This is a genomic window from Brevibacillus sp. HB1.3, from assembly GCF_013186635.1.
Lineage (GTDB): Bacteria > Bacillota > Bacilli > Brevibacillales > Brevibacillaceae > Brevibacillus > Brevibacillus brevis_D.
Window position 1 is genome coordinate 199,439 of sequence record NZ_JABMIT010000005.1, and the last position, 24,631, is coordinate 224,069.

Sequence of the window (24,631 nt, forward strand, 5' to 3'; positions counted from 1 at the left end):
GGCCTCCACTAGATGGTAAGTTATTGGTTACATTTACTACTATAGGACGAAGCCTGCTCTATTTCGTTACAGAATGTTTACGAATGATATACAAAAAGTAAACAGCACGTTACTTGACGTTATCCAGCACACTTTTGATAATAACAGCCGAGTCTTGACGGATGTTCAGATTGTAATGCTCTCTGACCGCATGATAGACGGCATCTACGTTTTTGCTGCTTTTATTTTTTCGATAGGTAGCTACTTGCTTGGCAAACTTCGGATGGTGGATGAGATCACGGCTCCAGTCCCATACGCGAGGCTTCATCGCATCCTTGCGTGCTTGGTCGAGAATCAGAGGGAATCGCGGGATCATCCATTCACGGATGCTTCTCTCTGCATTTTTGTATTCGGCTGTTCCATGAAGTGCGTAGTTTCGATAACTCAAATACGGATCTCCATTCAACTGGATGAACTGTGCCGCGTAGTCGGACAGCATGCTTTCATTCAACTCCACTTGATAATACTCCCATCCTGTGTCCGTCTTTTTCCCCGGCATAATAAGCGTGATAAAATAAAACAGGTCACCATACGTATTAGAATCCTCGTATGGTTCCGGACCAGGGTTCATACTAAGTAGTGTATGCGGATTAAGGTTCATAGTAAGTAGTGTCTGCGGATCAATATGCTTTTCTTTGTTTACTACAAAACCAGGCACCCCTACCTCAACAGCCCAGCGAATGGCAACATTCTCCGAATCCTTCAGGTCAATTCCACCATGATAGGGTCGGGTCTTCCCAAGCATCCGATAAAGTACTGTAGCGACGAATTCCTTTGTCGCTATTCCATCGTCAATCTCGTTTGGCATGACGTATCCAGCCTGAACGAGTGGCTGCAAACGAGCGTTCATTTCGATTTGCGCACGGGCTTCGCGCAATTTTACCCTCTCATCCGAAGGTTCCTTTACATTGTCGATCTGTTGGTCCATGTCTTCCATATTGACGTCTGTGGGATATGCTGGAGGGAGTACTCCGATAAAGTGATAGACATTCCATAGAAAGCCTTTTTTAGAGGTTTGAAATTCATCGCTTTTAACGTGCATGTCATTTGTATAATCATCAGAAGAATAAGGACGTAGTCCAAAAGGTATCGGTTGTGGATTCGCAATCGATACTTCCTGTCTTTTCGAAAACAAGTACTTTTCTGGATTCGGCGGAAGCTCGTATGTAATCATGTAATCAGATTCAGCTTCAGCGATATTTTGAGTGGTAGTAGGAGCCAGTATCCCCGTAAAACACAGCGTACAAATTAGCACACCACTCAGTATTGTTTTTCCACCCATACCAAAAACACCCTTCGCTATCAATCTTGTTAGTTAGACGTAAAAATGCGCTGTTCGGTTTCGCACAGATTGAAAAAAGCGACCAGGCTCATGCATCTGGTCGCTTAAAAAAATGATTGTCGTTCCCTCTATGCGTTTATTCGGCTTCTGCTGTCGAAGCAATCGGCTGCACGCCCATGCTCTCCAGCTTTTCATAGATATCCTTTAATTTCGGATTTCCCTCACCGACAATTTCCCCGGAAATTACGACAAGCGGATACCATAAATCTTCCTCGATAATGCGATTCGCCCAGCTTTTGTCATCGTCTGTCTGCGGCTGTTGAAAGTCGCTATAAACGATGCGGATGCTGTCACTCCCATACTTGCGAGAGAGTGCCGCCTCCAACCACTCGGCTGTTTCCTTTGCAGATGGCAAATTGACGCAGCTTGCGCACAATTGCTCTGTCCCAAAAACCTTGATATCGACAGTCACTATATCCGCCCTCCCCCGGGTCAGCTAGCTTAGGACAATGCTTGGTCGAGGTCCTCGATCAAGTCCTGAACATCTTCAATACCAACAGAGATGCGCACCAAGCCATCCGTAATACCCAGCTCAGCACGGCGTTCTGCCGGGATAGAAGCATGTGTCATGCGTGCAGGTACGCTGATCAAGCTCTCCACTGCACCCAGTGATTCTGCCAGCGTGTAGTATTTTACCTTTGCCAACACCTCGTCAGCACGCTCTGCGCTACCTACGTCGAAGGAAATCATGCCACCGAAGCCACGCGCTTGCTTTTGAATCAGCTCATGACCGGAATGGCTGGATAGACCAGGATAAATGACGCGTTTGATGTCGCTGCGCTCAGACAGCCATTTTGCGATCGTACGAGCATTGTTCTCATGCTCCTCCATCCGAATTCCCAGCGTCTTCATACCGCGCAGCAAGAGCCAAGAATCTTGTGGTCCAAGCACACCGCCAATTGCATTTTGCACAAAATGGAGGTCTTCGCCCACTTGCGCATCTTTTGCTACAACCAGACCAGCTACTACGTCGCTGTGTCCGCCCAAATATTTTGTTGCGCTATGGAACACGATGTCAGCACCGAGATCCAGCGGATTTTGCCAGTATGGCGTCATGAACGTGTTGTCTACCACGAGCAGCACGCCTTTTGCTTTCGCGATGCCTGCCAACGCGCTGATGTCGCTTACTTTCAGCAGCGGGTTTGTCGGTGTTTCCATAATGATTGCTTTCGTTTCCGGGCGAATTGCCGCCTCTACTGCTGCCAGATCACTCGTATCTACGTAGGTTGCTTCGAGACCCATACGGGAGAATACACGTGTAACGACGCGGTAAGTACCACCGTATACATCGTCACCTACCACGAGATGGTCACCTTTGTTGAACATGGAGAGGATGGTAGAGAGTGCCGCCATACCAGAACCAAATGCAAAGCCGCGTGCGCCGCCTTCGATTTCTGCGATGTATGTTTCCAATGCGTGACGGGTCGGGTTCCCGGTACGAGAATATTCGAATCCTTTGTGAACGCCAATGGCTTCCTGTTTATACGTACTTACCTGGTAAATTGGAACGGATACGGCTCCTGTATGTGGATCTCCATCGATTCCGCCGTGGATCAGACGAGTTTTGATGCGCATCTTAAATTCCCCCCTGGTAAATTTTCTTGCTCAGATAACGTTCACTGCCGTCGGCAAACAGTGTGACGATATTTGTCCCTGGAGCTGCTTCTCTCGCTTCGCGCAGTGCCGCTGCCATGGCTGCACCTGAAGAACTACCTACGAGCAAGCCTTCCTTGGCAGCCAGCTGCTTGACCAGATCGAAGGCTTCCACATCGAGAATCGTGTGAATGGCATTGAAGTAGCTCGTATCCATGAATGGAGGCAAAAACTCCATTCCGATCCCTTCTGTTTTATGCGGGCCGGATTCTCCCCCATTCAAGATGGAACCTTCTGGCTCGACAATGACCGTTTTTACGTTTGGGTTTTGTTCCTTTAAGTAGCGAGCAGCACCCATAAAAGTACCGCCTGAACCAGCGCCTGCCACAAATACGTTTACTTGTCCGTCCATTTGACTCCAAATTTCTGGACCTGTTGTTTTGTAGTGTGCGTCTGGATTCGCCGGGTTAGCAAATTGCTGTGGAACAAAAGCACCTGGAATGGATTCTGCGAGTTCTTTTGCCTTTGCGATTGCACCCTTAATTCCTAGCTCTGTCGGTGTGTTGACGACTTCTGCTCCTAGGGCACGCATCAGCTCTTGCTTTTCCTCGGAAAACTTCGCTGGTACGCAGAAGATGACTTTATAACCTGTTCCTACAGCGGCCAGCGCTACACCAATTCCTGTATTACCTGCTGTCGGTTCGATAATGGTACCACCTGGGGCCAATTGGCCGTTTTCCTCTGCGGCACGAATCAACTCTATGCCGAGTCTGTCTTTTACGCTGCCTCCTGGGTTAAAATACTCCAGCTTGGCGAACAAGCGGACACCCTCTGGAAGCTCAAATTGAGTAATTTCGACGATCGGCGTATTACCAATCAGTTCCTTCACATTGCGAAATACGTTCACGAAGATCTGACTCCTTATATTGAAGTACTTGCTTCTTTCTTTTTCATTATAACATGCAAAGATTACAAAAAGTCCATGCTACTAAACTTCGGTGTGCCAGCTGAACTTTAAAGTGTCAACAGGGCATGTAAGCCATGGATTTCTCACCATGGTATGATTATAATAAAGGAGAGGTTGGAAAGGAGTGAATGTAACATGGATATCATGGATCAAGTACAAGAAGTTCTCGATAAACTGCGTCCTTACCTGCAACGTGACGGCGGAGACGTACAACTCGTTGATGTAGAAGATGGCATCGTGAAGCTGCGCCTGATGGGTGCTTGCGGTAGCTGCCCTTCCTCTACCATCACCCTGAAAGCAGGAATCGAGCGTGCACTGGTGGAAGAAATCCCAGGCATCAAAGAAGTTCAACAAGTATTCTAATCCAGTCACATCGACATGAAAGCAGCTACAGCAACCGCGTAGCTGCTTTTTTCATTTTCCCTTTCCCATTCCTTTTTCCAAAAAGGCAAGGACACGATTCTCATACTCTTCAGGAACTAACGCATAGCTGCGGACGTGACCCGCTCGCGGAACGATCCAAATCGCGGAATTGTCGTCTTGGGTCAGCTCAAAAAGTCGTTCGCTGTTTACCATGGGAATCGTCGTATCGCCTGTCCCGTGTATAAAAAGAATCGGTTTTCTCGCTTGCTGGACTGCCTGATACGGATTGACGTCTCGCGGGTTGGCTCCTAGCAAAACAGGACACAAGGTAAGAATGAGCCAGTTGAATGGAAACCGGGGCAGGCCCGTCCACTGCGGCAAGTTCTCAGCCAAGTACTCACGCAAGGAATAGAACGGTGAATCTGCGACAATCGCTGTGACGCGTTCATCCACTCCGCCGACCATCAAAGAAGTTGCTGCCCCCATGGAAAATCCGACGAGACCAAGTCTGTGCTCGGGCTTCTTCGCTGCTGCAAAATCGATGGCCCCAAGGAGGTCTTGCTGTTCTCGAAGACCAATCGTAGTCAGTGCCTTGCTGGACTCCCCTGCATTGCGAAAATCGAACATCAATACATCAAAGCCCGCCTGAACCAGTCTTGCAGCCAGAGACAACGCTGGCAGATGTGGCTCTAATCTGTTTTGACTATAGCCGTGAGCAAAGACCAGCGTACTTCCATTCGAAACCTGCCCATTTTTTTCTGCCGACACGTACCAACCAGCCAACGAAATCTTTGTTTCCCTGCTCGAAAAAACAACAGGCTCCACCTGTTCGATTCCAAAATCTCGGGGTTCCATGTGAATCGGTTTTCTTACAGGATGCGTCAAGCGCCAGGTTACGTGAAACGAAACGGCTACTGCTGCAATCAAGAGCAGCACGAAGAGTCCTGTAATCAAAACAAAGAACGTGTTCATACGGCAGTCAGTGGTCCCCTTCCACTGAGTACCGCTACGATATTAGCAGCAGCCAACCTCGCCATCTCCGCCCTTGTTTGTACAGTTGCGCTACCGATATGTGGCAATGCGACTACATTCGGAAGTTGTAAGAGCGGGTTATCCATCGGGACTGGCTCGACCGCAAAAACATCCAGTCCGGCCGCCCAAATTTTTTTATCTACCAACGCCTGGTACAGTGCCGACTCATCGACTGTCCCACCACGAGAAACATTGATGAAAACAGCAGTTTCTTTCATGAGCGAAAACTGTTTTTCCCCCATTAACATACGTGTGTCCTCTGTCAATGGTGTAAGCAGTACAACGTAATCGGACTCTTGCAGAAGCTCCGCCAAATCAGCATACTTTGCTCCTGTCTCTTGCTCAGCCTGCGGTTTGCGATTCCGGTTGTGATACAGGATTCGCATGCCAAATCCTTTGGCGCGTCTTGCCACAGCTTCCCCAATTCGCCCCATCCCGATAATCCCCAGAGTCGAACCATATACATTTTGTCCAGCCATGAGGGTCGGACTCCATGATGTCCACTCCCCCTGCAATAAAAATCGGTTGGCTTCCGTCAATCGGCGTCCTGTCGCCATCAATAAAGCGAAAGCCAAATCGGCAGTAGACTCTGTCAGCACGTCGGGCGTGTTGGTTACGATGACCTCGTGTCGTCTGCACGCTTCCAAATCGATATTGTCGTAACCGACCGCCATGTTCGCCACGATACGGAGTCGTTTTGTACTCGCCAAAAATTCTTCGTCCACCCGTTCTGTCAGCATGGTCAAGACTGCATCTACATGTTTAATCTTTTCCAGCAACAATTCACGCGGGATCGGAGCATTTTTTGTCCATTGCTCGACCTCAGCTACTTTTTCAAGCATCGCGATCACTTCAGGATTGAGTTTCCTCGTAACGAAAACTTGTTGCTTGATCATCTTTTTTCCTCCACAACCAATCAATTTGTGGAATGGATACGTCATAACGCTCAGCAATGAATAGCGGGTACTTTCGAAGTCCGTCTTCCATTTTGGTTAGCTCGTCTTCCAACTGCGTTTGCCATGCTTGGAGGTTGACTTCCTGGCGCTCCTCTACCGGCAACTCCATGTAAGTCTCCACGAGCTTCAAAAACCTGCCTGGGTAGAGCATGAGTGCATAAATCACGGCATATTCAGCTGGCAGCAGAGCAGAGACGCTGTTGTAGCCGTCGAGAAAGCTGGACACAGCCTCTTCATTCCAGCCATTTCGCTTTGTCTCGGCTTTGATCCACTGCCCCACATCTCGCGTACGCATATCAAGAACCCAGTTCCATTCGCCTGCCATTAGACGTACATCCTTCTCTTTCCATAGCATATACCCTTGATCAAAATTTTGGTAGGCTACTTTCCCGAGACTAGCAGTTTCCTTCACGACTTTATCGTAGCCAGCATCCAACAAATATTGAACGGACAATTCCCCGAGCTGAGTAATGTACGTGAAGCAGGTCAACAAATATTCATCCATTGGCGCAAGCTCTATATTTTCCTCATCCATTTCATCCCGGTACTCATGAAAATTCCGCAGCTTTTTGTGCCACGTGCTCGGCCAGTTGCCAAGTGAACTGTAGGGGATAAACATCTTGTCAGATGAAAAATCACTCGTGGCCAGATGGAACTTTGCGAGCGACTGCCCACCGGCATAATAGGGATTTTCAGGAACCGCCTCTCGCACGCCTCTGTATAAATAGTAAAGCTGCTCATCATCAACGATGTGAGCCTGCCCGCTTGTTGTGTTCACCAGCTTTAACAAGCGAATGTTTTGCTGTTGACTCAAATGCTGTTTTACTTTCTCAATAAATTTGCTCTTGTATTTATATCCGGCTGGCGCCTCGAACATGTAGTAAAGGCCTCGATCCGTTTCCAGTACCTTGCTTGCCCCCGTCGTACGATATCCCTGGAGTTCAAAACCGTACTTCTCCTGAAGAAGCTCTTTTTCTTCCATACAGTTGTTCACCCTCCTTGCATACTGCTCTTCTGGCATTGTATGTCGGTAGATCGGGATAGGTGCCTATCTGTATGCAGATACTAGATACATTCATGCCGAAAAGGAGGAGCGACAAGCATGAGTGAGCATCCACTAAATAGCGAGAGTTGTCTGGACTTCGTTCTTGAGTTATTGGAAAAACGAGGAGTCAGTATGAACGACATTGCTGAAATTGTCATGTTCCTGCAGTCAAAATACATCCCGGACATCACCTTGGACATGTGTCTCGACAGTGTGTCGTCTGTCTTGAAAAAACGCGAGGTCCAAAACGCGTTGCTGACCGGGATTCAGCTCGATATCCTCGCTGAACAAAAGCAGCTGCTTCCCCCGCTCCAGGCGATTATTGAAACAGACGAGCCGCTATACGGCATAGACGAGGTACTCGCCCTTGCCATTGTCAACCTGTACGGAAGCATCGGATTCACCAACTTCGGTTATGTAGACAAGCTGAAGCACGGCAAACTCGCGGATCTCAACGACAAGCGTAATGGTGTCCATACTTTTTTGGACGATCTAGTTGGTGCGGTCGCAGCAGCCGCCTCCAGCCGCATTGCCCACCGCCAGAAGCAGCAGGAAGAATGCGCTGAATCATAGTGAGATTCGCTGCTGCCATTCCGGCAAATCTTCCGCAATATGGGTAGGAGCAGCATGATGCTGGTCTGCTTCTTCGCGCGTGGAATAGCCGGTCAAAACGAGCAAGCTGTCCAAGCCGCTGTTGGCACCTGCCTCAATGTCCGTATATAGATTGTCCCCGACGATCAGCGTGTCAGCCGCAGCAGTACCAAGCTGATCCAGTGCGTACCGGACGATAATGGACTCTGGTTTGCCAATCACGATTGGTTTGGTCGCGGAGGCAACGGAAACGGCTGCCACCAGTGAACCATTGCCAGGGAACAGACCGGCATCTGTCGGCAGGGCAGCATCTGCATTTGTAGCGAGAAAAGTTGCTCCTGCGCGGATAGCGCGTGCGGCGATCGCCAGCTTTTCATACGTAAAAGCACGATCAATCCCGACAATGACATAAGCCGGATCTTCTTCGGTAATTACATAGCCTGCATCCGTCAGCTGATCATGCAAGCCCGCCTCTCCAATCACATAGACGCGTGTACCCGCCGGTGCATGCTCTTGTAAATAGGTAGCGGTCGCCATGCTCGTGGTATACACGTCCCGAGCCTGTGCTTCTATGCCCATTGCTACCAGTCGTTCTGCGACGTGCTGTGCAGAGGCTGAAGAATTATTTGTCAGGAACAAATACGGAATTTGATGAGTTTTCAAGTGGGTGATGAATGCTGCTGCTCCCGGAATCGCTTCTTTTCCCCGATAAATCGTCCCATCCAGATCAAGCAAATAGCCTTTATATGGTTTCACGTTGTTCCATCTCCCATCTGTTGTCGTAAGCCGATTGAACAGGCTCTCCCCTCTTAGTGTAATCCTTCCTCCTTCCTATCGCAAAAAGCAGGAAACGGCCTTCCTCCGCTTCCTGCTTTTTGTTTTTGGACCCGATCGGCCCTTTTATTCACAATGTCGTTACTTCTTGAATTTGACCATGACTGGCGTGCCTGCTTCCAGGTTCATTTCCCCTTTATGACGGACATACACGTTCTGGTATCCTGGAAATGTCGGTGGATTTTCGGGATCATAATCCTGCCAGTTTTTTTGCTTGCCAACTGCGTACTCCATGTATTCCGTCGCGTTCACAAGCACATTATTCTCATCATCCGCCTGTACATCCGGCGGCAACTGCTCGATTTTTCCATAACGGATGCTGAGCTGCTTAATTACTTTGTCGTGTTGATAGTCATACGCTTGGATGACGACATCATTACCGTACACCTGCAAGCGTAGTCCTTGCTTGAAAGCTCCTCCATCCGGCGTGACTTTTTCGCCCCCGTCTGGACCAGCTGACATCCATCCCGTTTCAATGCCTGCCGTGTTTACGACGGTAAAGCCGCGTTTGTCTCCACCTTTGACTTTCTTCTTGCCTGCCCAGTCCGGCAGGTTCAGATCCCAATGGGTGTGGCTCGAAAAGAAAACAACTTGCGGATAGTCTTTCAAGATGTCGAGGAGCTTGTCCACATCCAGGTAATCGTTCGTGTATGGACTTTGCCTAGAGCCCGAGATACTGTCCGGGAGCACATGGTGGGAGAATACAAAAATGGGCTTATTCTTGTCCTTCTTGCTATAACGCTTCAGATTATCTTTCAGCCAATCCAGTTGCTCGTCGCTCATGTAAACTTCATCCCACAATTTTGGATCGTGGTATTTCATGTATTTTTCTGTGCCGAGGAAGAGGAAAGGATATCCATCGATTTCTTTTTGGTGATAGACTTTGTCTTCTCCACTGAATTGGTAAAAGTTATCGAACAGCTCTTCTTCCGTTGTGCCGTTTGGCCATGAACTTTGTGCAAGCGTTTGGGGATTCTTCCACTTCGGCACATAAAACTCATGATTGCCAATGCTGGACCACACGTTTTCGGGATGAGGATTTTTATCGAGCACATCTTGTACAGCTTGATATTCAAAATCGTAACCGCGTGGAGTAATATCACCGTTAATGATCAGCGCTTTGGATTTTGGATTTTCCTCATTGATGTCCTGCAAAACGTGCCCAAAATCTCGGAGGTCTCCCTGGATATCACTGATCACGTCAAATGTCATCGTCATCTTTTTCTCAGGAATTTTGTCTTTTGCATGAGCAGAATCAACGACTGGCAGAATTCCACCCAACAAGATGGCAGAAGCAGCTATACCTGATACCATTTTTTTCATTACGGATCTCTCCTCATCTGTTTTCGTCACGACGCCCATCCATCCGCACTACCAATATTTCCCTGATTCATCCCGCCTCCCTGTTGTTTTTCTGTGTGTTTGTTTGTTCTTTTGCACCCTAAATAGTAAATGTCCAACATAAAGAAAACGTTAAACCAACATTAAGATTGCTAGAATGGAGAAAAAAGGTACTTAATACCTGCCTGATTATAGAAAAAAGACACAGGACGTTAACCGAGTCCTGTGCCTGCATCGTTCTTATTTGGGGAATGCCTGAATAACAGTTTCTAGGTCTTTCTTGAATGAATCAGTTTTTTGCTTATCGTTACTGAAAAGCCTATTATCATTTATTTTCCCCATAAGTTCACTTAGTTTCTTTAGTTCATCTTGTTTACCTTGGATCTCCATAAGGTTATTCTCATTTGCTAAGGACTGAATCTTTTTAAGATATTCTTTTTTATTCTGGTACAACATTACGATTTCGGATTGTAATTTTTCATCGGCAATAATCTGTTTTGTTTCTCCATTGTTAAAGATAATGGCTGGGAGGAAAAGGGGGTTGGAAATCAAATAGCTATCAATCATTCCTGATAGATATGCCAACCTCTCTTTGTCTTTTACATTGGAGAGTTCTTTCGTAATAAATTCAAACTGATAGACCGAGGAGGTATGTTGGTGTTTGAATACATCAGTCAAAGTAATTTTGAATTGATTATGCGTAGGCTCCGATGATGTTGTGCTGCAAGAAGCCAAAATGAGGAATAAGCCCAATATGATGGAGAATGATCTCTTCATGAGGTGTTTTCTTCCTTTTTTAATTTTCATATTACAATAACCACCACTGTATTACACAATCGTTCCAGCATTAGGGTAATCTTGTGAACAAAAGAAAAAAATCCACCCGATTCGAGTGGACTGTCGTTTAGCTATTTTATTTCGCTTCCTTGATGTGAAACACGCATTTGTCTCCGCCTTTTGCCATGCACGTGGTTTGCTCCACATTGGCTTTCAAAACCCGACGGAACAAGGAAAGCTCACAGCTACACGCTTGGTTGAATTCACGGGCTACTTGCGAGATTGGGCAATTGAACTCCTGAATCCGATAGCCGTCTCCGTTTTCGTCCTTTTCCCATTCCACCATGTAGCCTTTATCGTTTTGCAGCTCGGCCAACTTGGCTACACGATTTTCCAGGTCGCCTTGCATGTAGGAGCGATAAGTCTCTTCCAAGCGATTCTCGCGGCGTCTAAATAGCATTTCTATTTTGGACAAACCGTCGATTTCTTTTATGTCTTGTAAAAAATCTAATGTCAAATGAGAATAATTGCGCGGGAACAGTTCGTCTGCTTCCTGCGACAATGAATAAACATTCGTTGGGCGTCCCATCGCTTGGCGAACAAGCGTAGACTTGATCAAATTATCTCTCTCCAGGGTGTTCAAATGACGGCGTACCGCCATTTCCGTAATCCCTAGCTCGACGGCCATGTCGCTGACAGGGAGTGAACCTTTGACCTTGAGCATGTGCAGGATTTGATCACGAGTGGACGTTCCTTCGTTTGTCATACGTATCACCGTCCTTTCTACCTATTGTAGTGGATGAAGACGTTTTAGTAAACAAACGAAAGTCTTTTGTATAAAATATCCGCTACATGGCGACAGACTAAAAATGACTTTTTAAAAAAGTTCTTTTTTCAAGAAGGCTCTTACCTGTGGCTCAAACTGACGAATAGTACTGGTCGCTTCTTCTACCAGACTGTACATCTCATTGATCGGCACACTTGTATAATCATTGACCAGATGCTTGCGGAAATCAGTTACACGTGTCAGGATCAAAGCCTGTTCATCCGTGATGACTTGCTCATCCCGCAAAATTTCCACGATGTCGCTATAGCTTCCTGGATCTCGCATAATGAATCCGTCGATCAGCGCGTTTCCGACATCCACTATTCCTTCGATAGACAAGTGCAGGGCTCGCTCCATCGCAGCAACAGCTACTTCATCTGCCAAAACCTCTTTGGCTCCTCGTTCACTGAGCTTGTCCAACAGATCCAGCATACGAGACATATGTTCCAATACTTGGTCGATTCGTTTTGTATTCACGTCGTACATATATTTCTCCTTATTTTCGCTTTTTTGATTTGCGTTTTGAGTAGTAAACAGTAAACACAAATGTTAGCACCAGGACGAGAAGCACCAATTCCCCTTCCTGCAAATAGGAATTGCTCACCGGTTTCACCTCTTTTCATCCCTCAGTATACCAAATTTGTACGACCTGTCACGAATCGCGTATTACTTTATGTTACAATGATGGGGTGAATTTTTGCCGGCAAGCATAAGGGGAGGAACACACTGTGGAACGCGAATTGGCACTGGAAATTGTGCGGGTAACGGAAATGGCTGCACTCGCCTCTTCTCACTGGATGGGACGCGGGAAAAAGAATGAAGCAGATGGAGCAGCGACCAGCGCCATGCGCGCCATGTTTGACACGATCAACATGAGGGGTACCGTCGTCATTGGCGAAGGTGAACTGGATGAGGCCCCCATGCTCTATATCGGTGAAAAGCTCGGTAACCAGGAAGCAGACGGGCCTGAGGTAGATGTGGCGGTTGACCCGCTTGAAGGAACAACGATTGTTGCCAAGGGTCACAACAATGCCATGTCTGTTATTGCCATCGGGGACCGTGGCACCCTGTTGCATGCACCAGACATGTACATGATGAAAATGGCCGTCGGCAAACGTGCTGCCGGACAAATCAACCTTTACGATCCCGTGGATAAAATGATAGAGGTTGTAGCAAAAGCAAACAACAAGCGCGTACAAGATGTGACGGTTATTATTCAGGAACGTGACCGCCATCAGGCGATAATTGACGCCATTCGTGAAAAGGGTGCACGCGTGAAGCTTTTCGGAGATGGCGATGTAGGTGCTGCGATTGCTGCCTGTCTGCCGCATACAGGGATTGACCTGTTCTTGGGGATCGGTGGTGCGCCAGAGGGCGTGATCAGTGCCGCAGCGATTAAGTGCCTGGGTGGCGACATGCAAGCCCAGCTCAAGCCACAAAACGATAGCGAACGCGAGCGTTGCATCAAAATGGGGCTCGACAATCCGGAGCAGCTCTTGACGCTAAACGATCTGGTCAAAGGGGACGACGCCATTTTTGCGGCAACAGGCGTTTCTGATGGAGAGCTGTTGCAAGGTGTACGCTACCTCGGTGATGATATGGTGGAAACTCATTCGATCGTCATGCGTGCCAAGACCAAAACCATTCGCTTTGTCCGCGCTGTACACAATACCGAACACAAACCAAATCTTTTATGGAAGTAGAGGGACACCTACATGGCAAATGATTTGTTCTACTTGTACGACGAAGCCGAAGATACTCGAACGCGATTTGTCAGCTTCACGGGCGAAGCTACGCGTTTTGACCTCGCGATTACAACGACCAACCGTTTTTATGGGAAGGCGATTGTCATCAACATTCAAAATGGACGCTCCGCGATTATTGGACATGATGATCTGGAAGAAGAAGGCTATCTGGAATTCGCGTTCAACTTGAACGAGAGTGAAGCCGAAGAATTGAAAGCATTTTTGGAAGCAGCCATTTAATTCACCAAAGGAGGAGCCATTGCGGGCTCTTCCTTTTTTTATTGATAACCTCCGCCCATTTCCTGCTGGACAATGCTCCTTACAGGCGTATGCCTCGTATACTGCTACTGCACAGATGCACAGACAGATAACGAGAGGAGTGCGATTCGCATCATGCAATCTTATCCATACGACCAAAGCTCTTATGACCAAAGTTCTTACGACCAAAACCAATACGATCAAGTCCAATATGATCAAAACGAATACGATCAAAACCAATTTGTTCCCGCACAATATGACCAGCCACCTTATTACTCATCAGGCCAGGATTTTCAATACATTCCAGAAGATCAGGCTCACCCAGTCTTTTTCCGTAGAAGACGCGGTCCTGAGGTCGTTGTCGTCCCACAGCCATATCCTTGGTGGGGATGCAATACTTGCTGGCCTGGTTATTGGCCCACATGGGGCTGGCCTGGTTGGGGTCCCGGTGGTTTTGGTGGGCCTGGTGGTTTCGGTGGACCTGGTGGCTTCGGTGGACCCGGCGGCTTCGGTGGACCCGGTGGTATCGGTGGACCCGGTGGTTTTGGCGGACTCGGTGGTTTTTAGATCGAAAAACGAAAAGAGCCCTGACATCCAGGGCTCTTTTTTATGCTTCGGTTATTCTGATTGATTTTTTTAGGACTCACGCTTTGGTGTATTTGGTCCTGTTGGGACTTTATCGCGTTCGCGATTGGGTTTGAATTGATTGGGACGGCGCTCTCGTGAGTTGGAATCCTTACCATTTTTATCAGGGCGATCCTTTTGGAACTTTGGCTTCTCCCCACGTTCGTTTCTCCCTGCCCCATTGCGATCAGCGCCAGCATTGTTCTGGCGATCCTGTTTATTTTGACGCGGGTGATAACGTCTACGTTCTTTACGTTCTACATAAGGCGAAGAGCCACCCTCTTCACGAGGAATGTCCTGACGAATATCAATAATGGCATCAAAACCAGCTTCGTCTTGCCCACTTTGGTCGTCACCGTTGCCAACGTTTGCTTTTACCTTGCGCAAAACGAAGTACGGACAACCAAAATTGCAGAACTCATGCAGGTACTCATCCAAAGCGGCGATTCGCTGCTCGAACGGTACTTTGCGATTAGCGTCAATATAAAACCCACGAAGACGAAGCTGACCATAGCCCCAGTCCCCTACAATATAATCGTACTTGTCGAGGATGTCGCTATAGCGCTCCTTGAACGCCTCAAGGTTCCAGCCGTCTCGATTTACTTCCATGACTTCATAAGTACCGGCTTGCGTGCGAATCAAACTCGCTTCCTCCTTACGCATGTATACTACGTCCATCTTATCATATTTCACGCAACATGAGCTAAATTTCCCACGATAACTGACCTGTGCCTTTGGACATTCTATCGTGTAGGGGGTGTTACCATTGAAAAAGACATGGTTGTATCCTGCAATTGCAGGTATTGTGCTGTTGGCTTCTGGTTGTGCAAATAATGCTGCGCCTAATTACACGCATCCGAACAAGACGATGTCGAACCAGTCTGCTCCGCACGTCCGAAATTTTGATGGATTGCACGTCCGTAACTACGATGGCATGCGCTCGACGAACATTGACGGGTATCATCATACCCGTAATTACACTGGTGCTGGCACCACTAGTCTCGACGGGCTCCACGTCCGCAACTACGACGGCACTCGTGATGGACTTCATGTCCGCAATGGCATGGGACTGACCAACAATGCTGGGAATAACTATGGTGCATATCCAAATGGTACTTACCCACATGTAAACAACTACAACGCCTACACGAGTGGAATGAGACCGTACAATGCCTTTACGGATCATAAAGCTGGTTTGGGTACAACGGGTGTTTACAATGCACCAACTGGTACAAACCATTCCATTTACCAGCAGCATGGTACAAACCGCGGTGGAGCAGGTGTCATGCAAACTGGAATGCCACACATGGGCTATGTGCAGACTGACCGTCAGCATATGAGAACTGCCAGTGTAACAAACGTCTATGTAGACCGTGAAGCATTGGCAAAAGCTGTAGGGAATGTCACTGCAAGCTGCCCTGGCGTACAGCGTTCTACCGTCTTGGTAACGGACAAAGAAGTTTTTGTAGGCTTGCATACACAAGGAGCAGATGCGCACACAGCGAAAAAACAGGCAAGAATGAACGCCGAATCGGTTTCACCACGCTATTACAAAGTGTATGTAACCGATAATCCGAATGACATCCAAGAAATCGCTCGTGTAGCAAGTCGCTCCAGCAATGTGAGTACAGCGCGTACAGAAGATGCGAAAAGCATTGACACGCTCGTCAAGCGTATGGGTGGAACATCCCATAACGCGAAGACAACAACCAGCCGCTAAAAGCCCTCTCCCCCAAGTAGTAAAAAACCCCCTCAGCGCTCTTATGGGCGGTTGAGGGGGTTACTTATTATTGCGCTTTCGGCATGGATTCTTTTGCAATCGTTTCTTTCGCGGCACTCGCCTGCTCGTGAGCGTGATACGAACTGCGCACCAATGGCCCTGACTCCACGTGGCTAAAACCACGCTTCATGCCTTCATCCTTCAAGCGAGCAAATTCATCTGGATGGTAAAACTTTTCTACTTTCAAATGCTTCTTGGTCGGTTGCAAATACTGACCAATCGTCATGATGTTGACGTCGACAGAACGCAGGTCATCCATCGTTTCGATGATTTCCTCCATCGTCTCGCCTACACCAATCATCAGACTGGACTTCGTCGGAATGCTGGGCTGGAATTCCTTCGCCTTTTTCAACAGTTCCAGCGTCCGATCGTATTTGGCTCTTGCCCGTACACGATCTGACATCCGGCGAACCGCCTCAATGTTGTGGTTGAGTACGTCAGGCTTTGCGTCCATAACCACTTTTAACGCATCCCAGTTCCCCATAAAATCGGGAATCAATACTTCTACGGAAGCAAACGGCAGTCGACGACGAATCGCACGAATCGTATCGGCAAAAATCTGTGCGCCTCCATCTGCCAAATCATCACGAGCAACGGAAGTAACAACGACATGCTTCAAACGCATTTGTTCGGCTGCTTCTGCTACACGTTCCGGTTCAGCTGTATCCAGCTCCGTCGGTAATCCCGTTTTTACTGCACAAAACCGACAGGCTCGGGTACATATATCACCCAAAATCATGAAAGTTGCTGTACCGCTTGCCCAGCATTCATGAATGTTGGGGCATTTTGCTTCTTCACAAACGGTATGTAGCGTCTTCGTGCGCATGGTTTGCTTAAGCTCTTTAAAGCTGGCTAGTTCTGATCCTGAAACAAGGTTGATCTTGAGCCACTCCGGCTTGCGTTGCGTCATAGGGCTCACTCCTCATGTGACATCATGGTACAAGACAATAACAATTTCCATTATAGAGGTTGGATTTCGGAGGGGCAACCTCTTTCCTGCCCCGGAAACAATTACCCGATTCGGTGAATAGCATGGCGCTCCTCTTGGCGAAGCAATGGCGCAAGCATGCGTAGCTCTCGCTCATGACAGGTGAAGAGAAACACTTGATGTTCTTGTGCCAGCATTGTGACATAGTCAAGCGTTCGACGAAGGCGTTCTTCATCATAATGGACAAAATGATCATCGAAAAAGAGAGGCAATGGCTCCGACTGCTTGGCATGATGCATCAAGGCTAAACGCTGGGCAAGGTAAAGCTGATCGATGGTCCCAGTGGAGCATTGGTCCTGCTCGAGCACCATTTGTCTGGTCGGCGCAAGCAAACGAACGGCAAATCCGTCACGGGGATCGAGTCTGACATCCCGATACGCTCCCCCTGTAATATGCTCGATGATCTCCGAAGCCTGCTGATTCACAGCGGGTGTGCTATCTCGCCGCCATTCCCCTACTGCCTCCTGCAGCATTTCCCGAGCCAGCTGAAGGGCATCTCGCTTATTTTGCAGCTGACGAAGTGCTGCCTGCGCTTCCTCAAGCTCATCCGTTGCACGAGATAATGACAGGCTCTCGTGAACCGCCATCTCCCCACTTCCTCTTGCCATTTGTTCCCGCAGCTCCTGCAGTCTCTCCTCAATCTCTGCCATCTCGATGCGTAATTTGCCTTGCTCGGTTTCAAGCGCGTTTTTTTCCTGATCCAGCAAGTTGCGAAGTGCCTCACCCCAGCTTGCAGACAGATCAGCTTCCTGCTTCGTTTTCGCCATTTCCGATAGAAGCTGCTCAGATTGTTGCTTGTTTGTGCTTTTCAGTAGCCCTTCCCGTCTTTCCAAAAATGTATCCCAATTATTCGCACCCCATCTCTGAACAAGTGTCGCGACCTCAGCATCGATAGAAGCGATCTCTTCTTGTACCCTTTGACTATCCTGTACCGCATCTTGATCTGCTGTCTGTTTGACTCCGCCCGTACTCCCGCCTACTCGCAGCAAGAAAACCCCAAATCCAAACAGCAACAAAGCGACAGTCGCAGAAATCCCTCCCAGAATGGGATGTCCACTCACGAAGCCGATTAACCCGAGAACAGACAATATCCCTGCGCCGCCCCACATAAGAGCAGCTCCCCGTCTCCTTTTTGCCTGATTGCCTTGTCGGGTGCTGCGTGATGCTGATCTTCGCGGACTTGTAGAAAGGGCGGACACCGCCAATGTCGCCAAACGAATATGCAGTGCTTCTCGCTGTTTGAGCAATTGTGTTCCTTTTTCATAATCGTGCTGTAAGGGGATAAGCTGGTCATCCATCTGTTGTACGGCTACCGTCGGCATGTTTACCTGAGTGAGACCGTGTTTTGCCTCTTGATGAATGGCCAACTCGCCCTCTGAATGAGCTGTTTGCTCCCACCACTCCCAGTCTTGTTGACTGATAGGAGCATGGCTTCGTTGCCAGCGTTCCTGCAACGCCTTTGCTTGTCCAATTGAACGCTCCAGATGCTGCTGCAATCGGCTTCGCCGCAGTTCCAATTGCTGGCATTCTTCTTTCGCTTCCGCTATTTGCAGCGTCAGTTGGCTGATTGTTCGCCAAGCTACCTTTGCGTTTTCTTTCTCCTGCTCTTTTTGCGCCACCTTCGTAGCGGCTTTTCCCAAAAGTGTATTTTCGGCCCGTTCTTTTTTTCCGATGAGGGCAACCTCTCGATCCAGCTCCGCCAAAATTTGTTGGACAGCCGGATTGGCTTCTTCCGCAGTCGTAAAAGTCGGAATCAAATGCTCAGCCGCTTGAAGCGGTTCCCTCCTGATCCACGTCAAATCCGTAAATAGACTGCGTGTAAGGCCCGTGTGCTTTTCGATAAAATTCCGTTCCTTGCGCCTGTCTTCCAAATAAAGATCAGTCAGCTCCGTCCATTCGGGGTCCAAAAAGAGGCGTGCCTCCTCCCTTTCCTTCGTCAATTGACGGTGCAGACGATAGGTTTTGCCCGCTAATTTATAAGTAATAATCGTTTCATATGAGCCACTCTGCCACGGACGGTACTTTTCATATTCAGGCAAGTATCGCGCCGTTTTGACGTAATCGCGTTTCATTCCATATAAGGCAGCGAAAATACCTTGTAGGATGGTTGATTTTCCTGACTCATTGGGGGCATAAAACAAATTGATGCCCGGAGCAAAACGAAAGGAAGCATCCTGCCATTTTCCGAAGCTCCCCAGCACTAACTCCTCTATTTTCATCGAATGGTCCCTCCAATCCGCGCCAAAGCCTCTTGTTTGGCTAGCCTGACGATTTCTCGCTCGTCCTCATTTTGCGCACGGGACTCCGCCTCTGCCAGTTTGGAAAGCCATCTCCCCCAGACGCCACCATCTGCGATCAGCTTGTCCTCATCCACATCAGGCCAGGTCTGGTCTGTCAGCTGCAACAAAAAAAATCGGGAAAATCGCTGTTGAAGGACGGACAAGGGAGGTTGAAAATGGGCTGCTCTCTCCCCTATCAGCGTGATGTACATCATATCGGAGTCGTTTTCCTCTATGAGTTGCTGCTCCATTCGATCAATGAGCTGCTCAGTTGTTTCGACTCCATTCGCTTTGATTTCCAGCTTTTGAATTTTGCGTGATTGTACAGGAATCGCCGTGAGCTGCAACCTACCATCATGATCCAGCTCTCCATACAAAACATGTCGTTCTCCCGCTTCTTTGCTCGTCAATCCTTCTGGAGAGCCTGGGTAAGCTGCGAACGGCTGTTTTTTGACAGGATGCATGAATGATTCCGGTTTGTGAATGTGTCCCATTGCAACATAATCCATTCCCGTCTGTACGAGCTGCTGCAAGGTGACAGGCGCGTACGGATGATGCTCTTCTTCTCCTGAATTGGATAGCACACTGGCATGCAGAACCATCAGATGATGGGTATACCCTTCCAATTTTCCTGGAAATGTATCGAGTGGCGACTCGTACACATGAGGCTGCCCGAAGCCCCAGCCGTAGATCACGCACGACTTTTCGGGAAATTCATACACCCCCCACTCGGGTGTAAACCAGTAGACGTTCCCCGACCATTCCAATGTTTGATAAAACGAATCCGCTCGCCACGGATCGTGATTGCCAGGTGCGATCACGACAGGAAGTGGCGCGATGCTGGCAAAAAGATCACGTAAAAACAAGGCAGTGGATCGTCTTCCCCCGTGGTATTCCAGCAAATCTCCAGCAATGAGCCAGAAGTCTGCTTCCTTTTCCCGAACGAGGTCACGGATTCTTTTCATCGTTTGACGAAAATCATCCTGACGCAGCTCGTAGCGCTCCCCCAACATTTGAAGCGGCGCATCCAGATGGACATCCGCTGTATGAATAAATGACAGCACGATTATTTCCACTCCTCACATGAAACAGACGAACATATTTTCCCTTTATGATACAGAGGAAAAGGCTGGATGAAAAGCATCTGTCAGAACGAAAAAACTTCCGCCAGCAATGACGGAAGTTTGGGGACTGGTTGTTTACTTGAGCAAATGGAGGAATTCACGCATGAAGCCTGGCAAGTCTGGCCAAGCATGTCCGGAAACAAGATTGCCATCGACATGGAGCGTTTCCGTTTGGTAGATCGCTCCGCACGCTTCTACATCGGGTCTGCAAGCCTGGTACGCTGTGATTTCACGACCGGCTAAATGCTCGCGAACAATCGTCAATACTTGAGAGCCATGGCAGATGGCTGCGACTGGCTTGTTCGTCTCGAAGAAGTGCGCGACAATCGGCTTCAGGTGTTCATTGAGCCTGATATGCTCTGGTGCTCGTCCACCCGGAATAATCAAAGCGTCAAACGCCTCAGGGTTAATATCTGAAAAGGCAACATGGGCGGGAAGCTGATAAGCAGGCTTTTCTGTGTATGTCTCACTGTGTGCTTCGAAATCATGGCAAACGGTGTGCAGGGTTTTCACGCTGGGCGCTGCAATGACCGTTTCATACCCTTCTTCCAAGCAGCGGTAATACGGATAGAAAACCTCCAATGCCTCTACAGCGTCGCCTGTTACAATCAACACTTTTTTGCTCATCACACAGCCTCCTCATGACGATTTTTAAGGAATACACTCCTCCAGATTTCAATTCTTTGACGATAGGGTGTGCTCCTGCCTCTACCACTGCGAATTTACAAAACTTTCCTCGGTAACAATCAAAAGCCCTTCCAAAAGTATCTTGGATAATTCACTCCAACTGGCAGAAACTACAACAAAAGACTACGAGGCAGGAGGGAGACGGCATGCGAGTTTTCCGCCTAATCATTCAGATCAGCTTGTGCGTGGTTGCAGCTATTTCTCCACTAGAATCCGTCGCCGGAATCGCTCCGTCCGCCAAAGAGCAAGACCCGGTTCTTCAAAAGCGTCTGCAAGTTTTTTTGCGCTTGGAATCGATGTACGGCATTCCGTGGAATTATTTGGCAGCCATTGATCAATACGAGCGTACCATGAAAATACGCCGAAAGAAGCAGGAGCAAGAAAACGTTTCGCGGCTAACAGCTGTGGACATCCCAAGTGATCGTTGGGCAGGAGCGTTCAATCCTGACGCGGAGGATACGAATCCGGTATCTATCCAATTTTTTCAAGGGATTGGGATGGATGGAGATGGCGATGGTGTCGCAGATCGTCACAACGATCTCGATGCACTCACTACTTTCATTCATTACCTATCCCAGTACGGCTACTCCCACGAAGATTGGCAAATCGGTCTCTGGTCTTACTATCAGCGGGATCGTTCCGTGAAGACGATCAGGCAGTTCGCGCAGGTGTATGCAAAGTATCAACACCTGGACCTAGATGAGCGGCATTTTCCTATCCCCGCGAGGTACGATTACAGCTACCGTAGTACATGGGGGGCGCCACGCGGCTGGGGTGGTCGTCGCATCCACGAGGGGACAGATATTTTTGCGAGTCACGGCACTCCTGTCCTCAGCACAGCGTACGGAGTCATCGAAGTAATCGGCTGGAACAGATTTGGCGGATGGCGAATCGGCATGCGTGACATGGGCAATGTGTACCATTACTTTGCACATCTGTCCTCATTTAAAAAGGGGCTGAAGCCAGGTGACATCGTGGAGCCTGGAGAAGTCCTCGGATATATCGGCAGCTCTGGTTATGGGAAGCCCGGCACTTCTGGCAAATTCCCTCCCCATCTGCATTACGGTATGTACCGGGAGACAGGTGGCGCAGATTGGTCATTTGATCCTTATCCGTATTTACGACGATGGGAACGGCAAAAGAAGCGGCAATGAAGCCGCTTCTTTCTTTTTATGGGTAGCTCTTTTCATTGACAGACATCATCCGTAAAAAATACAATAAAAGCAGAAAAACTGGACAGTTGTCCAAAAAAAGAGGTGTGAGAGTGACTACCCAGAAAAAAGCCGAAGCAAAACGGGCATTTTTGATTGAGCAAGCGACTGCTTGTTTGGCTGAAAAAGGGTATGCCGCTGTTTCCCTGCGCGACATTGCCAAGGAATCTGGCGTCTCACTCGGCATTCTGCATTATTACTTTGCAAGCAAAGAAGAGCTTTTGCTCGCTGTAATCTCTAGCTACAAAGGACGTTTTATAGAGGAGCTGGAACGCGAAGTACTCGCAGCTCCATCTGGAAAATGGTCAGCAGCTTTAGGCCGTGTTTTGTGCCGTAGTCTACAAGAAGATCGAAAGCTTCATCGACTCTGGTATGACTTGCAGGTACAGGCCATGTACGTTCCAGTATTTGGTGAACAGGTAAAAGTCATTCGATCTCGTCTTCATCAGCTCATCTCTCGTATGCTTGTTCGATTGCAGCTCGAAGAACAAACCTCATTGACCATCGACGAAGACTCCGCAATCTCACTCATTTACTCTGCAATCGACGGATTCCTTTTTCAATTTTTACTCGATGAGTTACAGAATCCGGAAGAAGCGATTGCCCGCTTTGAACAGACCTTTGCCCATTTGATGCATACACTCTTCTCAACTAAATCCTACTCTCCTGAATCGAGGTGAATCATGATGGCAGTCATGTCTATGCAAAATCCCGCTACTGGTGAGCAGCTTGGCTCTTTACAGGAAGCGACTCCAGTACAAGTAGAAGACGCGGTGGCACGTGCGCGCCTTGCCTTTCCAGCTTGGTCTACTACATCGTTGGCTGAGCGTCTGGACTATTTGACACGGTTGCGGCACTATTTAGTCGATCACGGCGAAGAAATCGCCCGAAAAATTAGTGAGGCTACCGGAAAGGTTACGTTAGAAGCGTACATGACCGAAATTTTCGTCACTGTCGACACGATCCGTTTTTATGAAAAACATGCTTATCAGATGCTGGCCGATCAGCCCGTACCGACCTCTATCGTGCTGTGGCCGAAGAAATCGTATATCCACTACAAGCCAATGGGTGTCGTCGCGGTCATCTCTCCGTGGAATTATCCGTTTCAGCTTGCCATCATTCCTGTATTATCTGCGCTGGTAGCAGGCAATACCGTTATTTTAAAACCTTCCGAGGTTACTGCTTCTACCGGACTGCTCATTGAAGAAGTGTTTTCCGCTGTTTCTATGCCAGATGGAGTCGTGACCGTCCTTCATGGGGGACGCGAAGCTGGACAGGCGCTAGTGGCTGCTCGCCCAGATAAAATATTTTTTACAGGCTCTGTTGCGACAGGCAAAAAAATTATGGCTGCGGCGGCGGAGCATTTGATCCCTGTTGAATTGGAGCTGGGTGGCAAAGACCCGATGATCGTGTTCGAAGACGCTCATCTGGAGCGGGCAGCAAATGGCGCGGTGTGGGGGGCTTTTACGAACTCGGGACAGGTATGTATGTCTGTGGAAAGGCTTTTTGTCCATGAAAAGGTATATCCTGATTTTCTCAAGCTGGTCACCGAAAAGACAAAAGCATTGCGCCAAAGCTATCCAGATCAGGCCGAGGTCGGTTCGATGACGTCTTCCCAACAAATCGGAATTGTCCGTGAGCATGTGAACGAAGCACTGGCCGCTGGCGCGACTGCGGTCACCGGGGGACTTCCTTCCTCTGACAGCATGTATATCGCGCCGACCATTCTCACAAGCGTGACATCTGACATGAAAATCATGCGGGAAGAGACCTTTGGTCCAGTGTTGCCCATCATGACTTTTGCCACCGAAGAGGAGGCTGTTCGTCTGGCTAACAGCTCACCGTACGGGCTGAATGCCTCCGTCTGGTCAGGCGATAAAACAAAAGCGGATCGCGTAGCTCGTCAGCTCGATAGCGGCAATGTGTGCATCAACGACGTCATTATCAGCTACGCCAATCCCCATCTTCCTTTTGGCGGGGTCAAACAGAGTGGCATCGGTCGTTATCGCGGGCCTTCAGGATTGCAAGCCTTTACGCATAGCATTTCTGTCATCCATGATCCGGGCAAACGCAAGCGTGAGTTCAATTGGTATCCGTATACGAAAGATCAGGAGCTCACCTTTATTGGTTTGACAAACCTGTTGTACGGCAAGCTCCAAAATGTAAATCGCCGGACTTTGGGTGCGATCTGGCGCGAATTCAAGCGTCTGTTCTAACCACAGCGAAAAT

26 protein-coding genes are annotated in these 24,631 nt (G+C 48.5%); 9 read left to right on the top strand and 17 right to left on the bottom strand.

The window, feature by feature from the left end; translation table 11 throughout:
* Positions 1-109 precede the first annotated feature (109 nt).
* The 4 genes from HPY31_RS13865 to HPY31_RS13880 all read right to left on the bottom strand — a co-directional run bounded on the left by HPY31_RS13865 (position 110) and on the right by HPY31_RS13880 (position 3,881).
* Positions 110-1,321 carry a hypothetical protein gene (locus tag HPY31_RS13865; protein ID WP_172141200.1) on the bottom strand — a complete coding sequence of 404 codons (1,212 nt, stop codon included), beginning with the start codon at positions 1,319-1,321 and terminating at the stop codon, positions 110-112.
* Between the two features lie 136 nt (positions 1,322-1,457).
* Positions 1,458-1,793 carry a YuzD family protein gene (locus HPY31_RS13870; protein WP_015893021.1) on the bottom strand — a complete coding sequence of 112 codons (336 nt, stop codon included), beginning with the start codon at positions 1,791-1,793 and terminating at the stop codon, positions 1,458-1,460.
* 29 nt (positions 1,794-1,822) lie between these two features.
* On the bottom strand, positions 1,823-2,956 hold the full coding sequence (locus HPY31_RS13875; protein ID WP_172141201.1) for a bifunctional cystathionine gamma-lyase/homocysteine desulfhydrase: 1,134 nt from the start codon (positions 2,954-2,956) through the stop codon (positions 1,823-1,825).
* 1 nt (position 2,957) lies between these two features.
* A complete protein-coding gene (locus tag HPY31_RS13880; protein WP_015893023.1) occupies positions 2,958-3,881 on the bottom strand; it encodes a PLP-dependent cysteine synthase family protein in 924 nt (307 codons plus the stop codon).
* 195 nt (positions 3,882-4,076) lie between these two features.
* On the opposite strand from HPY31_RS13880, the gene HPY31_RS13885 reads away from it, so the two are divergent.
* Positions 4,077-4,304, top strand: coding sequence for a NifU family protein (locus tag HPY31_RS13885; protein ID WP_007715787.1), 228 nt, complete (start codon positions 4,077-4,079; stop codon positions 4,302-4,304).
* A gap of 51 nt (positions 4,305-4,355) precedes the next feature.
* Here HPY31_RS13885 and HPY31_RS13890 read toward each other — a convergent pair whose 3' ends face one another.
* Genes HPY31_RS13890 through HPY31_RS13900 form a run of 3 tightly spaced genes read right to left on the bottom strand, consistent with a single transcriptional unit; the run spans position 4,356 to position 7,274 of the window.
* Positions 4,356-5,276 (bottom strand): alpha/beta hydrolase, encoded by a 921-nt coding sequence (locus HPY31_RS13890; protein WP_172141202.1) that lies wholly within the window; start codon positions 5,274-5,276, stop codon positions 4,356-4,358.
* Positions 5,273-6,232, bottom strand: a complete 960-nt coding sequence (locus tag HPY31_RS13895; protein WP_172141203.1) for a 2-hydroxyacid dehydrogenase — start codon at positions 6,230-6,232, stop codon at positions 5,273-5,275. The genes HPY31_RS13890 and HPY31_RS13895 overlap by 4 nt, the downstream gene beginning before the upstream one ends.
* A complete protein-coding gene (locus tag HPY31_RS13900) occupies positions 6,189-7,274 on the bottom strand; it encodes a protein kinase family protein (protein ID WP_172141204.1) in 1,086 nt (361 codons plus the stop codon). The genes HPY31_RS13895 and HPY31_RS13900 overlap by 44 nt, the downstream gene beginning before the upstream one ends.
* A 120-nt stretch (positions 7,275-7,394) precedes the next feature.
* On the opposite strand from HPY31_RS13900, the gene HPY31_RS13905 reads away from it, so the two are divergent.
* The gene (locus HPY31_RS13905) at positions 7,395-7,910 is read left to right on the top strand and encodes a phosphatidylglycerophosphatase A family protein (protein WP_064201376.1); all 516 of its coding nucleotides are present in this window, start codon (positions 7,395-7,397) and stop codon (positions 7,908-7,910) included.
* Here the strand turns inward: HPY31_RS13905 and HPY31_RS13910 are convergent.
* The 5 genes from HPY31_RS13910 to hepT form a co-directional block, all read right to left on the bottom strand.
* A complete protein-coding gene (locus tag HPY31_RS13910; RefSeq protein ID WP_172141205.1) occupies positions 7,905-8,684 on the bottom strand; it encodes a TIGR01457 family HAD-type hydrolase in 780 nt (259 codons plus the stop codon). The two genes, HPY31_RS13905 and HPY31_RS13910, sit on opposite strands and share 6 nt — an antisense overlap.
* Before the next feature lie 159 nt (positions 8,685-8,843).
* The gene (locus tag HPY31_RS13915) at positions 8,844-10,085 is read right to left on the bottom strand and encodes a DUF4073 domain-containing protein (RefSeq protein WP_172141206.1); all 1,242 of its coding nucleotides are present in this window, start codon (positions 10,083-10,085) and stop codon (positions 8,844-8,846) included.
* 258 nt (positions 10,086-10,343) lie between these two features.
* Positions 10,344-10,910: a hypothetical protein gene (locus HPY31_RS13920; protein ID WP_253901799.1), complete on the bottom strand. Its 567-nt coding sequence runs from the start codon at positions 10,908-10,910 to the stop codon at positions 10,344-10,346.
* Positions 10,911-11,016: 106 nt separating this feature from the next.
* Positions 11,017-11,646: a helix-turn-helix transcriptional regulator gene (locus HPY31_RS13925; protein ID WP_064201373.1), complete on the bottom strand. Its 630-nt coding sequence runs from the start codon at positions 11,644-11,646 to the stop codon at positions 11,017-11,019.
* A gap of 111 nt (positions 11,647-11,757) precedes the next feature.
* Positions 11,758-12,192: a type VII toxin-antitoxin system HepT family RNase toxin gene (gene hepT / locus HPY31_RS13930; RefSeq protein ID WP_064201372.1), complete on the bottom strand. Its 435-nt coding sequence runs from the start codon at positions 12,190-12,192 to the stop codon at positions 11,758-11,760.
* 242 nt (positions 12,193-12,434) lie between these two features.
* On the opposite strand from hepT, the gene glpX reads away from it, so the two are divergent.
* From glpX to HPY31_RS13945, 3 genes are all read left to right on the top strand, one after another.
* On the top strand, positions 12,435-13,409 hold the full coding sequence (gene glpX / locus HPY31_RS13935; protein WP_064201371.1) for a class II fructose-bisphosphatase: 975 nt from the start codon (positions 12,435-12,437) through the stop codon (positions 13,407-13,409).
* A 12-nt stretch (positions 13,410-13,421) separates the two neighbouring features.
* On the top strand, positions 13,422-13,691 hold the full coding sequence (locus HPY31_RS13940; protein WP_015893034.1) for a DUF3055 domain-containing protein: 270 nt from the start codon (positions 13,422-13,424) through the stop codon (positions 13,689-13,691).
* A gap of 153 nt (positions 13,692-13,844) precedes the next feature.
* Positions 13,845-14,276, top strand: a complete 432-nt coding sequence (locus HPY31_RS13945; protein WP_172141207.1) for a hypothetical protein — start codon at positions 13,845-13,847, stop codon at positions 14,274-14,276.
* A 69-nt stretch (positions 14,277-14,345) separates the two neighbouring features.
* Here HPY31_RS13945 and HPY31_RS13950 read toward each other — a convergent pair whose 3' ends face one another.
* Positions 14,346-15,011, bottom strand: a complete 666-nt coding sequence (locus tag HPY31_RS13950; RefSeq protein ID WP_172141208.1) for a YutD family protein — start codon at positions 15,009-15,011, stop codon at positions 14,346-14,348.
* Between the two features lie 79 nt (positions 15,012-15,090).
* Between HPY31_RS13950 and HPY31_RS13955 the strand changes: the two genes are divergently transcribed.
* Entirely contained in the window at positions 15,091-16,053 is a 963-nt protein-coding gene (locus HPY31_RS13955; RefSeq protein ID WP_172141209.1) for a YhcN/YlaJ family sporulation lipoprotein, read from the top strand.
* A gap of 67 nt (positions 16,054-16,120) precedes the next feature.
* On the opposite strand, the gene lipA is transcribed toward HPY31_RS13955, so the two are convergent.
* The 4 genes from lipA to HPY31_RS13975 all read right to left on the bottom strand — a co-directional run bounded on the left by lipA (position 16,121) and on the right by HPY31_RS13975 (position 21,131).
* A complete protein-coding gene (lipA, locus tag HPY31_RS13960; protein WP_047073014.1) occupies positions 16,121-17,023 on the bottom strand; it encodes a lipoyl synthase in 903 nt (300 codons plus the stop codon).
* Positions 17,024-17,124: 101 nt separating this feature from the next.
* A complete protein-coding gene (locus tag HPY31_RS13965) occupies positions 17,125-19,320 on the bottom strand; it encodes an ATP-binding protein (protein ID WP_172141210.1) in 2,196 nt (731 codons plus the stop codon).
* Complete coding sequence (locus tag HPY31_RS13970) at positions 19,317-20,444, bottom strand: metallophosphoesterase family protein (RefSeq protein WP_172141211.1); 1,128 nt, start codon at positions 20,442-20,444, stop codon at positions 19,317-19,319. The genes HPY31_RS13965 and HPY31_RS13970 overlap by 4 nt, the downstream gene beginning before the upstream one ends.
* A gap of 135 nt (positions 20,445-20,579) precedes the next feature.
* Complete coding sequence (locus HPY31_RS13975) at positions 20,580-21,131, bottom strand: DJ-1/PfpI family protein (RefSeq protein ID WP_015893041.1); 552 nt, start codon at positions 21,129-21,131, stop codon at positions 20,580-20,582.
* Positions 21,132-21,337: 206 nt separating this feature from the next.
* Between HPY31_RS13975 and HPY31_RS13980 the strand changes: the two genes are divergently transcribed.
* From HPY31_RS13980 to HPY31_RS13990, 3 genes are all read left to right on the top strand, one after another.
* Positions 21,338-22,345 carry a M23 family metallopeptidase gene (locus HPY31_RS13980; protein WP_172141212.1) on the top strand — a complete coding sequence of 336 codons (1,008 nt, stop codon included), beginning with the start codon at positions 21,338-21,340 and terminating at the stop codon, positions 22,343-22,345.
* A 110-nt stretch (positions 22,346-22,455) separates the two neighbouring features.
* Positions 22,456-23,082, top strand: coding sequence for a TetR/AcrR family transcriptional regulator (locus HPY31_RS13985; protein ID WP_172141213.1), 627 nt, complete (start codon positions 22,456-22,458; stop codon positions 23,080-23,082).
* A 3-nt stretch (positions 23,083-23,085) separates the two neighbouring features.
* Positions 23,086-24,618, top strand: a complete 1,533-nt coding sequence (locus HPY31_RS13990) for an aldehyde dehydrogenase family protein (RefSeq protein WP_172141214.1) — start codon at positions 23,086-23,088, stop codon at positions 24,616-24,618.
* Positions 24,619-24,631 lie beyond the last annotated feature (13 nt).

What these genes read in the sequence shown, in the direction of transcription:
- HPY31_RS13865 (WP_172141200.1), bottom strand. Translation starts at nt 1,321, where the DNA reads ATGGGTGGAAAAACAATACTGAGTGGTGTGCTAATTTGTACGCTGTGT.
- HPY31_RS13875 (WP_172141201.1), bottom strand. Translation starts at nt 2,956, where the DNA reads ATGCGCATCAAAACTCGTCTGATCCACGGCGGAATCGATGGAGATCCA.
- HPY31_RS13885 (WP_007715787.1), top strand. Translation starts at nt 4,077, where the DNA reads ATGGATATCATGGATCAAGTACAAGAAGTTCTCGATAAACTGCGTCCT.
- HPY31_RS13890 (WP_172141202.1), bottom strand. Translation starts at nt 5,276, where the DNA reads ATGAACACGTTCTTTGTTTTGATTACAGGACTCTTCGTGCTGCTCTTG.
- HPY31_RS13895 (WP_172141203.1), bottom strand. Translation starts at nt 6,232, where the DNA reads ATGATCAAGCAACAAGTTTTCGTTACGAGGAAACTCAATCCTGAAGTG.
- HPY31_RS13900 (WP_172141204.1), bottom strand. Translation starts at nt 7,274, where the DNA reads ATGGAAGAAAAAGAGCTTCTTCAGGAGAAGTACGGTTTTGAACTCCAG.
- HPY31_RS13905 (WP_064201376.1), top strand. Translation starts at nt 7,395, where the DNA reads ATGAGTGAGCATCCACTAAATAGCGAGAGTTGTCTGGACTTCGTTCTT.
- HPY31_RS13915 (WP_172141206.1), bottom strand. Translation starts at nt 10,085, where the DNA reads ATGAAAAAAATGGTATCAGGTATAGCTGCTTCTGCCATCTTGTTGGGT.
- HPY31_RS13920 (WP_253901799.1), bottom strand. Translation starts at nt 10,910, where the DNA reads ATGAAAATTAAAAAAGGAAGAAAACACCTCATGAAGAGATCATTCTCC.
- HPY31_RS13925 (WP_064201373.1), bottom strand. Translation starts at nt 11,646, where the DNA reads ATGACAAACGAAGGAACGTCCACTCGTGATCAAATCCTGCACATGCTC.
- hepT (WP_064201372.1), bottom strand. Translation starts at nt 12,192, where the DNA reads ATGTACGACGTGAATACAAAACGAATCGACCAAGTATTGGAACATATG.
- HPY31_RS13940 (WP_015893034.1), top strand. Translation starts at nt 13,422, where the DNA reads ATGGCAAATGATTTGTTCTACTTGTACGACGAAGCCGAAGATACTCGA.
- HPY31_RS13945 (WP_172141207.1), top strand. Translation starts at nt 13,845, where the DNA reads ATGCAATCTTATCCATACGACCAAAGCTCTTATGACCAAAGTTCTTAC.
- HPY31_RS13950 (WP_172141208.1), bottom strand. Translation starts at nt 15,011, where the DNA reads ATGGACGTAGTATACATGCGTAAGGAGGAAGCGAGTTTGATTCGCACG.
- lipA (WP_047073014.1), bottom strand. Translation starts at nt 17,023, where the DNA reads ATGACGCAACGCAAGCCGGAGTGGCTCAAGATCAACCTTGTTTCAGGA.
- HPY31_RS13965 (WP_172141210.1), bottom strand. Translation starts at nt 19,320, where the DNA reads ATGAAAATAGAGGAGTTAGTGCTGGGGAGCTTCGGAAAATGGCAGGAT.
- HPY31_RS13975 (WP_015893041.1), bottom strand. Translation starts at nt 21,131, where the DNA reads ATGAGCAAAAAAGTGTTGATTGTAACAGGCGACGCTGTAGAGGCATTG.
- HPY31_RS13980 (WP_172141212.1), top strand. Translation starts at nt 21,338, where the DNA reads ATGCGAGTTTTCCGCCTAATCATTCAGATCAGCTTGTGCGTGGTTGCA.
- HPY31_RS13990 (WP_172141214.1), top strand. Translation starts at nt 23,086, where the DNA reads ATGATGGCAGTCATGTCTATGCAAAATCCCGCTACTGGTGAGCAGCTT.